7 protein-coding genes are annotated in these 14,086 nt (G+C 34.9%); all 7 read left to right on the top strand.

From position 1 onward, the window contains the following. The first annotated feature begins 57 nt into the window (after nucleotides 1-57). The 7 genes from M030_RS0116240 to M030_RS0116210 all read left to right on the top strand — a co-directional run bounded on the left by M030_RS0116240 (nucleotide 58) and on the right by M030_RS0116210 (nucleotide 14,086). Nucleotides 58-1,497, top strand: a complete 1,440-nt coding sequence (locus M030_RS0116240) for a hypothetical protein (protein ID WP_027374464.1) — start codon at nucleotides 58-60, stop codon at nucleotides 1,495-1,497. 239 nt (nucleotides 1,498-1,736) lie between these two features. Further along, the gene (locus M030_RS0116235) at nucleotides 1,737-1,967 is read left to right on the top strand and encodes a hypothetical protein (RefSeq protein WP_027374463.1); all 231 of its coding nucleotides are present in this window, start codon (nucleotides 1,737-1,739) and stop codon (nucleotides 1,965-1,967) included. A 9-nt stretch (nucleotides 1,968-1,976) separates the two neighbouring features. Continuing rightward, complete coding sequence (locus M030_RS0116230; RefSeq protein WP_027374462.1) at nucleotides 1,977-4,487, top strand: M1 family metallopeptidase; 2,511 nt, start codon at nucleotides 1,977-1,979, stop codon at nucleotides 4,485-4,487. A 166-nt stretch (nucleotides 4,488-4,653) separates the two neighbouring features. Next, nucleotides 4,654-5,982, top strand: coding sequence for a hydroxymethylglutaryl-CoA synthase family protein (locus M030_RS0116225; RefSeq protein ID WP_027374461.1), 1,329 nt, complete (start codon nucleotides 4,654-4,656; stop codon nucleotides 5,980-5,982). A gap of 419 nt (nucleotides 5,983-6,401) precedes the next feature. After that, a complete protein-coding gene (locus tag M030_RS0116220) occupies nucleotides 6,402-9,290 on the top strand; it encodes a SusC/RagA family TonB-linked outer membrane protein (protein ID WP_027374460.1) in 2,889 nt (962 codons plus the stop codon). Between the two features lie 11 nt (nucleotides 9,291-9,301). After that, the gene (locus tag M030_RS0116215; RefSeq protein ID WP_027374459.1) at nucleotides 9,302-10,744 is read left to right on the top strand and encodes a SusD/RagB family nutrient-binding outer membrane lipoprotein; all 1,443 of its coding nucleotides are present in this window, start codon (nucleotides 9,302-9,304) and stop codon (nucleotides 10,742-10,744) included. 489 nt (nucleotides 10,745-11,233) lie between these two features. Continuing rightward, nucleotides 11,234-14,086 carry a SusC/RagA family TonB-linked outer membrane protein gene (locus M030_RS0116210; RefSeq protein ID WP_027374458.1) on the top strand — a complete coding sequence of 951 codons (2,853 nt, stop codon included), beginning with the start codon at nucleotides 11,234-11,236 and terminating at the stop codon, nucleotides 14,084-14,086.

Genomic DNA, 14,086 nt, shown 5'->3' with positions numbered 1-14,086 from the left:
TAATTCTGTTATTTTTGGCATTGGTGAAATAAATTTTCGTCCAGCGTCAAAAACAATATGAAGAAAAATCAAAGCAACAATTATGGTATATTCCTGAATATTCTGATAATTGTGTATACCCTCTACATCAGTCTTTCTGTTTTTAAACAGAAAGTTATTGTAACGGATGATTTAAGTAAGGTCTATGAATCTAAGTTGATCTCAGGATCTTATTTCACCTATATTTATTCGTTTCTGGATTCTACAACCATGGCAGCAAGGCCGGTATCGGGATTTGTAACAGGAACTTTAATTTATCTTTCAAAATACGATGAATCTGTTTATTTACTTGGATTAATCTTTTTTCCCCTTTCTTTAGCTGTTCTGTATATGGTGGCCAAAAAAATCCTATCTGAGGAGCTTGCCGGTCTTATTACATTGTTGTATTCATGCTCTGTCATCGGGACGAGTATTCAGTTTTCTCCGATTATGCTCAATTCTAATCTTGCGACTGTATTTTTTTCATTGAGTATCTACTTCTTATATGTGCGGGATAAAATCCTGGTAAGCGCTCTGCTTTTTATTGCTTCCATCTTAAGTTATGAAATCTTCTTTCCCCTTATACTGCTGCATCTGTTTTTGATTAAAGAAAATAAAAAAAGAATTTTGTTTGTAATAATCACCTTGGGAAGTGTGGTTCTTTTTAGAAAAGTGATTCAGCCCCTTCTGTTTGTAAACTCTTATCAAAGGGATGAGGTCAGTAAGATTTTTGAGATGAAAAGAGTGGTGCAGATTGCGGTCTTCTCAGGGAAGCTATTCTTCAAAGATATTTTTGCAGGTTTGTACAGAGGTATTTTGAATTTGAAAAATCTTGGTATTTTAGAATGGATATTGGCTCTCAGTATTCCTGCAACCGTGTACAAAGTTTTCTCTGTTTATGATTTTAAAAGCCAGTCAGCACGGCTTAGAAACATTGCTGTAATCTCTTTCCTGGCTCTGCTCTGTGGGTTCAGTATTTTCCTTTTTTCATCATATATCCCGACGATTTTTGGATTTGATAACCGAAATCTCGGAGCGATAAGGCTTTTTTATACATTGTTTGTCATTTCAATAATCATCTATGCATCGGTCAGAATAAAATTGGGTAATAAGATCATTGCTGCTGCTTTTGCAGTGATAGCTTTTCTCCTGATCGCGACCAATATCAGCGTGAAAAACTCATGGATATACGCAAGTCGGTTTAATGATGAACTGTTCAGTAAATTAAAAACATCATTGGACGAAAATCATATTGAAAGCGGAAACGTCTGTTTAGATTATAATATGTTTAATGAACTTAAAAATAATTCTCATTTTACCCTGAGAGAACCTGTTTTTTATAATGATTGGGAGGGGCCTATGTTAAGCGAAAGGGCGGGGATCGATTCCAGAAGAATTCATGTTTATAATCGGGAAAGAAAAATAGATTGCGAAATGGTGTTTCTTTATAAAAACGGAAAAGTTGTCAGAATAAAATAGGGTAAGAAAAGTTTCTGCAGCCACCTTTCTGGAAAATTTCACAAAATCTTTAAGTTGATTTAGCGTTTTTAAAATCAGGTCATTACAGTTGATAATCTTCCTTTTATCATCAATTTGAATAGGTCACCTTGTCTTCTTCATTTTAAACGAAGATATCCTGTAAAAAAGCGGTAAACAGGGCTATTGTTTTTAAAATAAGTTTTAAATTTGAAAGAACTTGATTTTAATTTCAACAGATCATGAAGTACTTAAAAATAAATACTGAAGAAAACACAGATACCGAACTGTTAAAAAATGTAATCCTTCAATTAAAAGGAGTGGCTTCAGTGGAAGTTATCGACGAGGAAAATCCGGAAAGTGAGCTGAAGAAAGCTTTTGCCAAAACAAAAGAACAGCTGAAAACAGGAGACTATGAAACCTTAGTCAATGATATTTTTGACATACTGACAAAAAATAATTCTAAAAAATAATAAAGAGAGATGAGAAAGGCCATTTTATCCATTGCCATACTTGGAATCTTATTTTCCGCAAATGTAGCCGCACAAACCGATACCTCAGGAAGAGAAAAAGTATACAGAGCTACGCACACCAAAGTAACGGAGCTTAAACATACAAAACTCAAAGTAAATTTCGATTATCAGAAAGAACAGCTGAACGGAGAAGAATGGCTTACTGCCTCACCCTATTTCTATCCTGCAAATGAATTGATTCTTGATGCTAAGGCAATGTTGATCCACGAAGTGGCCCTTGATAACAATGGAAAAAAATCTCCTCTAAAATACGAATATAAAGATGACATCCTGAAAATTAATCTGGATAAAACCTATCAGAAAAATCAGGATTATACTGTCTACATCAAATATACTTCCCGTCCCAACGAGGTCAAACAAAAAGGAAGTATGGCAATCAACGATGCCAAAGGCCTTTATTTTATCAATGCACAGGGAACAGATCCTGAAATGCCTACACAGATCTGGACACAGGGAGAAACAGAATCTTCTTCTGCCTGGTTTCCTACGATTGACAAACCCAATCAGAAGACTACCCAGGAAATATATATGACCGTTCCCGATCAATATGTAACACTTTCCAACGGAATTTTAAAAGATTCCCAAAAAGAATCGAATGGCCTCAGAACCGATCATTGGGTAATGGATAAAAGACACTCTACCTATCTTTTCTTTATGGGAGTAGGAGAATATGCGATCGTAAAGGATAAATGGAAAAATATTCCGGTAGATTATTATATTGAAAAAGAATACGAACCTTACGCAAAGCAGATCTATGGTAATACCCCTGAAATGATTGATTTTTTCTCTAAAAAAATGAATTACGACTTTCCGTGGGCAAAATATGCTCAGATTTCCGGAAGAGAGTACGTAAGCGGAGCGATGGAAAATACTACGGCAACCCTTCATGGAAGTGATATCCTTCAAAAACCGGGACAGCTGATCGACGAAAATAAATGGGAAGATACCATAGCCCATGAATTATTCCATCACTGGTTTGGCGATCTGGTTACCGCAGAGAGCTGGAGCAACCTTACCGTTAATGAATCATTTGCCAACTATTCCGAATATCTGTGGAACGAATATAAATACGGAAAGGATCAGGCAGATTACCATTTAATGAGCGATGTGAATATGTACATCCATAATCCAAGTGATTTTAAGAAAAATCTGGTAAGATTCAATTATGATTCCCGTGAAGACGTATTTGATCTGGTAACTTATCAGAAAGGAGGCGGAATCCTCAATATGTTGAGAAACTACCTGGGCGATGATGCCTTCTTTGCCGGAATGAATGATTATCTGAAAACCAACGAATATCAGAACGCAGAAGCCCATCAGCTAAGACTTTCTTTTGAAAAAGTTTCAGGAAAAGACCTGAACTGGTTCTTTAATCAATGGTATTTTGGTAGCGGTAATCCAAAAATCAATTACTCATTTACCTTTGAACCGGTAAAAAAACAGGTAGCTGTAACGATCAACCAGACCCAGGATCAGCTGTTTGAATTTCCGTTGGCTATTGATGTGTATGATAACGGAAAACCCAAAAGATATAATGTTTGGGTAAATGCTGAAGCAAAAAATACATTCAATTTAGATGTTTCTAAAACTCCTGATTTGGTTAATATCAATGCAGACGGAGTCTTGCTGGCAGATATTACCGATTCCAAAACACCGGAACAAAACCTGTTGCAGTTTACCAATTCTAAGGAATTCAAGAGCAGATACACCGCTTTGGAAGGTATAAAAGACCAGACAGGGAAAAGCCCGGCCGTTACAAAATTACTTGCCGCCGCTTTGAAAGATCCCTTTTTTAGGATAAGAATCAAAGCATTGCAATTAATTGATCTTACTAATCCTGAACAAATGAAGACATTAGGAGCTGAAGTTGAAAAAATAGCTTCAAATGATCCTAAAACATTAGCTCAGGCAGCTGCTATTGCTGCTTTATCAAAAACAAAAGATAAAAAATATCTTCCCATCTTTGAAAAAGGAATAAATGCTGTTTCCGAGGCGGTGAAGGGAAATTCCCTAAGTGCAGTTCTCACAATTGATCCTTCAAGGGCTAATTCTTTGGCCGACAAAATTAGTCTGGAAGGAGCTTCAGATGAGCTGCTGGCGCTTTTCCTTCCTATTATTGTGAAAAATAAAGTAGCTTCTCAGATGGAATATATTGCTCCACTGGCTGCATTTTATCCCTTTGTAAAATTCCAGAACCCTGAATTGGGTAAAACAGCAGAAGAAGGTTATAACTGGATCATGAGTTCCGATAACCTGAAAGCTGTTCAAAACATTACCAAAATGGTGGGATATGCGAAAAACCAGATGAAAGATAACCCACAGGCAAAAATGATGATCGTTCAGATGCTGAAGGATGGTTTAAGTAAAAAAATGGAGCTGCTGAAACAGAATCCACAGAACGCAGCAAGCATCAACAAGCAAATAGATGTTCTCAATAAAGCTATAGAAAACTATAAATAAAGAAAGAAGCCGGTAGATTTATCGGCTTTTCTTTTTATTGCTGAATTCTAAACTGTCAGATTATCTTTTAAAATATATTGATTTTTAACGAGGTTATAAAAGTCAGTACTTTTTCCTGCTGTTTTTTGCGTTATCTTTCATAAATTCGTTCAAAATTTAGACAATTATGAGTTTTGGAATTGAGGCAGCGGGCTATTATGTGCCTGGTTTATATTTGGAGATTAAGGATTTAGCAGAAAAAAGAGGAATAGAACCAGCAAAATTGGAAAAAGGCTTAGGTCTTCATAAAATGGGTCTTTCTGATGTCCATGAGGATGCTGCAACCTTTGCAGCAGAAGCATTACTGAAGCTTATACAAGATTATGATATCAATCCGAAAGAAATAGCAAGAGTGTATCTGGGAACAGAAAGTGCTTTGGATGCTGCAAAACCTACAGCTTCGTATGCTGTACAGATGGTAGAAAAAGTATTGGAGGAAAAATTTGGAACCAGATGCTTCAGAAACTGTGACGTACTAGATATGACTTTTGCCTGTGTAGGAGGAGTAGATGCAGTGCATAATGCTTTGGACTTTGTAAGAGTAAATCCGGATAAAAAAGCAGTTGTCATTGCCAGTGATTACGCAAAATATGAACTGGCTTCTTCCGGTGAATATACGCAAGGCGGCGGCGCGGTAGCTCTTTTGGTTTCATCAAAACCGGATCTTCTTGAAATTGAAAACAACTGGGGTGTTGCTTCAGAAAGTGTCTTTGACTTTTTCAAACCAAGAAGAATGTATAAAAAAGAGGACCTGAAGGGAGCTCCGGAAACCTACCCTGAAAAAATCGAAATTTTTACCGATGAACCTGTTTTTGACGGACAATATTCTAATCAATGCTATCAGGATAGGATACGTGAGGCTTACCATCACTATAAAGAAATTACAGGTCAGGAGAAACCCTATGATAATTGGAAATATATTATTTTTCACCTTCCCTATGCCTTCCATGGGAAAAGGGTCTTTACTGAAATTTACAGTCTTGAAAACGAACTTCCCTACGGAACTCCGGAAGAACAAAAAGCAGTCGCGAAGTCTGAAGGCTATTTACAGTTAATCAATGATAAAATTGAGAAAACGCAGAGAGCATCCTCGGAAATAGGAAATATGTATACAGCTTCTGTTTTTATGGCCTTTTTATCAGCCTTACAGACCTCATTTAACGAAAACGAAGATCTTTCCGGAAAAGAAATTGGCTTTGTGGGATATGGAAGTGGTTCAAAATCAAAGATTTTTGCAGGAAGGGTTTCAGAGAACTGGAGAAAGATAGCGGAAAAATGGAACTTATTCGAAAGTTTGAAACAAAGAACAGCAGTTGATTTTGATACCTATGAAAAACTTCACCGAAAGTTGTTGAACGAGTCTGTTAACAAAAATTACAAGGGATTCGGGCTTGTCTCTGTAGAAACGGAAAATCCTGTTTTAACAGGAGCAAGATATTACAGCTATCAGAAATAAAATAATGTTATAGTACAACTAAGAATAAATATAAAATGAAGCATTCCAGCGTATGGAATGCTTTATTTTTTCATTTTTTATAGGTTTGTGTATACTTTTTATCTGTTTTTACTGAAAATATATAGTACTTGTTTTTGTATTTTTTTTATCAAAATTCTTTTTTAAATTTACTTTTTTTATTAATTATTTAAAATATGTGTATGTTGAAGGAATTTTTAATAATTTTTAAAATTCCGTTAATATCGAAATGTGTGGTTTTTTTTACCTTTTTTAAATATATCACTATTTGATTATTTTTAAATTTTGTTTTTTTAACGAAATAATTTTACATTAAACATCTGTTTACCAGTATTTTAACGGTTGAGTCTGTTAATTTTTATTAACATATTTGTCTCCATATATATTAAAAACTGTTAAACATGAATGTGAAATTATGTGTATTAAGTGTCGGAGCACTGTTTTTTCTGGGACAGGGGGTTTCCGCGCAGAAAGCAAAGAAAGACACAACAAACTCGGTGAAAGAAATTGAAGAAGTTGTAGTAACTGCGTTAGGTATTAAAAGAGCAGAAAAATCACTGGGGTATTCTGCTTCAAAAGTAAATAGTGAAGAACTGACACAGGTCGCCAATCAGAATGTTGTAAATTCTTTAAGTGGTAAAGTTACAGGATTGCAAGTTATTGCTTCTGGAGGGGCTCCTGGACAAGCTAGTCGCTTAGTGATAAGGGGTGGTAATAAGTCTCTAACTAATTCAAATGAGCCTTTGTATGTTATTGATGGAATTCCGATAAGCAATGCAAACGACGGGAATTCTAATACAGTTAGTGGTATGGCTTCTCCTAATCGTGTTGCAGACATTAATCCGGAGGATATTGAAAATATTACTGTATTAAAAGGTGCAGCAGGAGCTGTACTCTACGGAAATCGTGGTTCAAATGGTGTTATTGTTATTACAACAAAATCCGGGAAAACACGAGGGAATAAACCTCTTATTACATTTACAACAAGATATGGTGTAGATAATGCATTGAAATTACCTGATTATCAAACAGAGTATGCTCAAGGAAATAATGGAACATACGCAGAAGGTACATCTCTTTCTTTTGGCCCACGAATAGGAGGTCAAATAGTGACAAGTCCTGCTGCTGGAGCGATACTGGGGATACCCCCTCAATCTGTATCACTGAAGGTGCATGACCCAAGAAAAGCTTTTTTTGGAAGTGGAATTGCAAAAGAAAATAATATTTCTCTAGCGCAAACAATCAATAATTCAAATATATTTTTTTCTGTAGGGCACAACAGCCAGACTTCCATTATTCCTAATCAAGGATATGAAAAGATTAATTTCAGGTTTAATGGTAATTTTAAACTTACAGAACGTTTAAGTGCAGGGATAAATACTTCCTATATTAGATCATGGGGAAATGTTCCTTTTGCGGGACAGGATGGAAATAATCCAATTTTTTCAATATTTCATGTACCGGTAAGCTGGGATCTTAACGGATATGGTTATCAACGACCAGATAATGGGAGGCAGATTAATTTTAGAGGAGGGTCTTTTGATAATCCATTGTGGTCAGTTAATAAAAACTCAGCAAAAACGACAAGTAATCGCTTTATTATGGGAGTAAATTTAGGATATGATGTTTCTGATTGGTTAAAATTAACATATCGGGTTGGAAATGATTACTTCACAGATAGTAGAGTGTTATTCAGGGATATTAATACAGGTGGTAATCCAAATGGTAAGTTGGTTTATGATGATATTACAAGAGAAGAACTGACTTCAACATTCATGGCAAATATTAATAAAAATATTACCAAGGATCTAAATCTAACTTTTAATTTGGGGCAAGACTATAATATAAGGAAATATAAGAATAGTACCATTACGGGTACAGCTTTAGTGCTTCCGGAGATTATTAATACAAATAATATTAAAATTTTTGATCCTGGATATTATTATAATAGTAGAAGAACCTTATTTGGTCTCTTTGCAGATGCAACACTTAGCTATAAAAATTATTTGTATTTAAATCTCGTAGGCCGGCAGGAATGGAGCTCAACTCTTCCAGAAAATAATAGAAGTTATTTTTATCCTGGAGGAAGTTTATCATTTATATTCACGGATGCCTTTGGAGTTAATAAAAATATTATGAATTATGGTAAAGTCAGATTCGGAATCTCTCGTACAGCAAGGGATGCAAGTCCTTACTCTATTTATAATACTTACAGTAAAGGTATTTTTGCGGATGGATTTACAGCGGGGGTAACATTCCCATTTATGGATCTGCCTGGATATACCGTTGCCAATACTTTAAACAATCCTAATCTAAAACCCGAATTCACAACGGAATATGAAGTGGGAACAGATCTTCGATTTCTTAAGGATAAAATAGGACTTGAATTTACGTATTTTAAAAATGTAAATACAAATGGTATTATTCCATTGGACATCTCTCCTGCTTCAGGAGCAAGTGCAACAATAATTAATAGTGGAAAAACATCTTCTAATGGTATTGAATTTATCTTTAGAGCTACCCCAATAAAAACAACTAATTTTTCTTGGGATGTTAGCTTTAATTTCAGCAGAATTCGTTCATTGGTAGAAGAAATATATCCTGGAGTTGATAAAATATATTTAGGAGGCTTTAGTGGAAACCCTGCAATTTATGGTATTAAAGGTGAAAGATATGGTTCTATTATAGGGACGGCATATGCAAGGAATGATCAAGGACAAATCTTAACAGATAGTTATGGATATCCAATGTGGAAAAGCGGCGAGAATTTGGGTTATGTTGAACCGGATTGGACAGGAGGAGTGAATACATCATTTAAGTATAAAGGAGTTTATCTTACAGCATTATTAGATATGAGATTTGGAGGGTATATTTATAATGGAACTGAACAGCTTTTAGACTCCTATGGAGTATTAAAGAAAACATTAAATCGTGAAGAAAATTATATTTTTCCAGGGGTAAGTAATATAACTGGGGAAGATAATGATATAAGTTTAAAAAGAAATTCAACATGGTATAATAATGCTTATCCTAACGAAGAATATGTATACAAAAATAATTGGGTAAAATTAAGAGAGGTTACTATTGGATATAGTTTTAAACTTCCTGGGATTGATTATATAAAAAATGTAGACATCGGATTGTATGGAAGGAATTTATTTTTATGGACTAAGGTTCCTCATATAGATCCAGAATCAAGCTCTTTTGGTACAGGTAATGCTCAAGGTGTCTCACGTATGGCTTTTCCAACTACTCGTGGATTTGGTTTTAGTTTAAAAGTTCAATTCTAATTAATCTAAAAATGAAAATGACAAATAATTTTTTCAGATATGTTGCTTTTGTAATAGGCGTTTCTTTGCTAACATTCACTCAGTCTTGTAGCCAGGAGCTGGATATTAATAATGATCCTAATAAGCCTACGAACGTTCCTATTAATACTATTTTAACTGCGGCTGAGGTCCATTTGGGGTACACTGTAGGTGGTGAGGTAACAAGAATGCCTGCGAGTATCGTACAATATTATTCTGGACATAGAGGGCAACCATTGGATTATGGTAGGTATAATATAACTTCCTCTTCTACTGATGGTCTTTGGGAAAATATGTATGATATTCTCATGGATTTAAGAGAAATACAGAATAAAGGAAATGAATCTGGAGATAAAATGTATGTAGGGATTTCTCAAATTTTACAAGCCTACACATTTAGTATAACAACAGATATTTTTGGAGATGTTCCTTTTTCGGAGGCATTGAAGGGCTTAGCTAATATAACACCTGCCTATGATAAACAAGAAATGATTTATCCGGCACTTGTAAAAATGATTGAAGATGGGATTACAAATATAAATACCAAAGAGGGTATGAAACCAGGAACTGACGACATAATTTACTCAGGAAATACTGATAATTGGATTAAATTTGGTAACTCTCTGAAATTAAGGTTACTTAATCATTTGAGTAAAAAAAATCCTAATGGAGCAACCGCGTTTTTGGAAACTAATCCATCCCTAATAGAAGTATTTGGAACTAATGCAAAAGTGAAATTTGGTAGTTCTGCTTCAAATGCTAATCCTATTTATCAATTTGATGTGCTTTCTGGTAGAAAAGATAATGCAATAGCTTCAACAATCGTTGATAAATTAAAATCATTGAATGATCCAAGAATTGATGTTTATTTTAAAAAAGTAATGAATAATGGATCCGGATTTCAGGGACAATATAGAGGTAATATTCCGGGAGGAGACACAGATGATTCAGGTGAAAATTTATTTTCTCGTGTTGGATCTGCTTACGCATCCACTGATTCTCCTGTAGTTTTAATGAGTGCAGCAGAAGTAAATTTTATTAAATCTGAAATATATTTTAGATCTGGTAATATGTCGCAAGCTAAGTCAGCTTATGGCGCTGCCATAACACAAGACTTTCTATCACTTGGACTTGATGCAAAACTTTCAACTTATTTAGCTGGAGCAAATGTTGCATATAATAATTCTTTAGAAAGAATTATGGAACAGAAATGGATTACTATGTTTCAAGGTGCATATGAGTCATGGACTGATTGGAGAAGAACTGGTTTTCCTGTATTAGTCGCCCCTTCATTTAACAGAACATCAGGAGTAATTCCTCGGAGATTATCATACCCTCAGATAGAAGTAAATGTAAATGGGACATCTTTGGCTAATGGACCAGGGATACCTGTGCCATTTGAATCTCTGAAAGTTAAGGTGTGGTGGGATCAGTAGATTAAATTTTTTTACATATTCTATTATCAGCAAAATACGTAATGAGACAGATATTAAATAATTAACAAATTTTTAATCCCAACTTAAAAGCCGACTGCCTTACAAAGGTAGTCGGCTTGCTGTTTTCTTCTGTTTTTTTAATCGGATTTTTAAAATATCATCGGTTTTTTCACTGTTTTTTCAAAATTAGTGAAAGATTTAATTTAATGTTTTTCGCTATTAATTCCTGTTTAGGTTTATTTTTTTTACTGTATTTAATTAATTAAAGGATTTTAATTTTAATTTCATTTTTTCTTAAAATTCCGTTAATGTTGAAATTGATTTATTTTTTGTTAATATTTTAAATATAATTAAATTGATTTTGTATTGATTTTGTGAATTAAGTGAGGATGTTTCCCTTATGACAGGCAGTTTTAGACACTTTATAAATTGATGTTGTTAATTTTTATTAACATATTTGTCACCTTGAATATATTAAAATTTGTTAATATGAATGTGAAATTGCGTGTTTTGACAGCAGGGGTCCTGTTTTTTACAGGTCAGGCTGTATTTGCTCAAGAAAAAGAATCTAAGAACGGTAAGGACAAAGAGACTAAGATTGAGGAAGTAGTTGTTTTAGGATATAGTAAAACATCTACAAAAGCTAAAACTACAACTTCTTCGGTAACAGTGGGTGCTGAGACCTTGGAAAACAGACCTAACATTTCTGTATTGAATTCAATTCAGGGTACTGCTCCCGGGATTGTTGTGAATTCAGCATCAGGATCTCCGGGTTCCGGTAAATTCAACATCCTGATCAGAGGAACTAGCTCGCTTAACGGCTCTACAGATCCTTTGTATGTTGTAGACGGGGTAATCACTTCGGGTTCTCAGTTTAGAAACCTGAATTCTTATGATATTGAAACATTCAGTATCCTTAAAGATGCCCAAGCAACTGCGATCTACGGTAACAGAGCTGCTAACGGAGTTGTTGTTATTACCACTAAAGGAGGAAGATTTAATTCCGGACTAAAAGTGTCTTATGACGCGTTAACTTCTTTTAGCCAGCTGCCTGATACAAAATACAACATGGCAAATGGTAGAGAGTTGCTACAGATTCAGAAAAATTTGCAGACTGGTAAAGGTAAAACCCTTACACAAGATCAGATTGATAATTGGGGAACTAATACAGACTGGAATAAACAATTTACCCGTGTTGGTATTTCTCAGCAGCACAACCTTTCCATTACTGGAGGTGGTGAAAACATCAACAACTTTCTCTCTTTAGGTTATCTTGAAAGTGAAGGTACTGTAAGATCTACAGATTTCAAAAGGTTTACCATGAGAAATAATCTCAACGGTAAATCTAAAGACGGAAAACTAACGTTCGGTTCTATCATTGGTTTAGGATTCTCCAAAAGAAACCAGCTTGATGATGAAACGAACACAGGGATTGCAGCTAATACACTTCAAAATCCATTATTCGGAGGTGTTCTTTCAAGACCTTACATAGGACCTTCTCCATATGCAAATGGTCAGGAATTATTCAATGCTATTAAATCAGATGCAACGAATAACAGACAATGGGTCCTTCAGGATAATATCAATGGAGGAATCAGAAACAGATTTACAGAATTAAGCATCTCTGCGAATGCCAATGTAAATTATAAAATTACAGATTTCTTAAGCATTGGTAACAGAACAGGGATTGAATATAAACAATACGAAAAACTTTTTGCAAGATCTCCGCTAGGATATCTGTCGATAAGTGTTGCAAACGGTGATGGATCTAAATATGGAGGTAACGAAGATTTTACCACTACAAGAGATTTAACATTCAACAGTATTACGAATATTACATTCAATAAGTCTTTTGGAGATCATACGATTAATGCAGGGGCTTATATGGATTATGTAAAAGCTCATGTTAATACGACTTTCCAGAGACAAAATGGCCTGAATCCTCTACAATGGGAATTTGGTGCAGGAACGGGCTATATTCCTTTTAACCCGGATACTCCCAACTTTTACAGACCTTCTGTAAGTGCTACAAAAGTTACTGCGGGTACATTAGCTTACTTTGCAACAGTAGATTATGACTTCAAAGACAAATATGGAGTAAGTGGGGTGATCAGAAGAGATGGATCTTACCGTTTCCTTCCTACCAACAGATGGGAGACTTTCTGGTCTTTAGCAGCAAGATGGAATATTGATAAAGAAGAGTTCATGGCTAATTCCGGATTCAGATTGCTAAAACTAAGAGCGTCTATTGGTACAACTGGTAACCAAAACTTAGGAATTGCTACAGATAATTCTAACCCGTTAGCATTATTACCAAACAACTTCCTTGATCTTTACAACGGTTTTTCAGGATACCAGAATATCTTAGGATATAATTTTGTGAACCTTTCTAATTCTGACTTAAGATGGGAGCAGGTAAAACAGACAAACATTGGTATTGACTTTAATTATAAAGGTTTGATCGAAGGTAGCGTTGATTATTATCAGAAGAGAACGAGCAGAATGTTCAACGATCTTCAAAAATCATCAGTTACTGCTTATTATACAATCAGAGGTAATGATGGAATACTTGATAACAAAGGTATTGAAGGATTAATTAAATACAATGCGATCAGAACTGAAAATACAAGATTATCTATTTTCGCAAACGCTGCATACAACTCTAACAAAATCGTTTCTATGGGAAGCGAAAACCTTGCAGGAGATGTAGTAAATGCAATTGGCGGACCTGCTGGTCAGTATCAGTTATATCCATATATCGGAGTGAATCGTGAAAACGGAAATCTGCAATTCCTTGATAAAGATGGTAACATCACTGAAAAGCCAACATCTGCAGACAGAAGACTGACAGGAAAGTCAAGATATGCGAAGTTTACAGGAGGTTTCGGATTCAATTTACAGCATAAAGGTTGGTACCTTGATACTTTGTTCTCTTTCCAACAAGGTGGTTGGATTTATGATAACTTAGAATCATGGGTGTTTGATCCAAGTGCAGCAGCAAACAGAAACCTTTCAGCAGATCTGTTGAATGCATGGACACCTCAAAATAAAGATACTGATGTACCAGGATTAAAAGCAACGAATTCAAGCTTAGGATCTTCAGACAGATTCCTAAGAAGATCAGACTTTATCAGACTTAAAAATGTTTCTTTAGGATATAGCTTTAATAAAAATCAATTAGGTAAATTACCAGTAAGAGGAATAAAAGTATTTATTCAGGCAGAAAACCTTTATACCTGGACAAAATGGAAAGGATTTGATCCGGAACCAATTACTTCTTATTCATTGAATGTATATCCAAACCCAAAAACTGTATCAGTAGGGTTAAATGTTGATTTTTAA

The sequence above is a fragment of the Chryseobacterium sp. UNC8MFCol genome, from assembly GCF_000482305.1.
In the GTDB taxonomy this organism is placed as follows: Bacteria; Bacteroidota; Bacteroidia; order Flavobacteriales; family Weeksellaceae; genus Chryseobacterium; species Chryseobacterium indologenes.
The sequence above is the reverse complement of the archived record's forward strand: the minus strand, read 5'-3'. Positions and strand labels throughout refer to the sequence as shown.

What these genes read in the sequence shown, in the direction of transcription:
- M030_RS0116240 (WP_027374464.1), top strand. Translation starts at nt 58, where the DNA reads ATGAAGAAAAATCAAAGCAACAATTATGGTATATTCCTGAATATTCTG.
- M030_RS0116235 (WP_027374463.1), top strand. Translation starts at nt 1,737, where the DNA reads ATGAAGTACTTAAAAATAAATACTGAAGAAAACACAGATACCGAACTG.
- M030_RS0116230 (WP_027374462.1), top strand. Translation starts at nt 1,977, where the DNA reads ATGAGAAAGGCCATTTTATCCATTGCCATACTTGGAATCTTATTTTCC.
- M030_RS0116225 (WP_027374461.1), top strand. Translation starts at nt 4,654, where the DNA reads ATGAGTTTTGGAATTGAGGCAGCGGGCTATTATGTGCCTGGTTTATAT.
- M030_RS0116220 (WP_027374460.1), top strand. Translation starts at nt 6,402, where the DNA reads ATGAATGTGAAATTATGTGTATTAAGTGTCGGAGCACTGTTTTTTCTG.
- M030_RS0116215 (WP_027374459.1), top strand. Translation starts at nt 9,302, where the DNA reads ATGAAAATGACAAATAATTTTTTCAGATATGTTGCTTTTGTAATAGGC.
- M030_RS0116210 (WP_027374458.1), top strand. Translation starts at nt 11,234, where the DNA reads ATGAATGTGAAATTGCGTGTTTTGACAGCAGGGGTCCTGTTTTTTACA.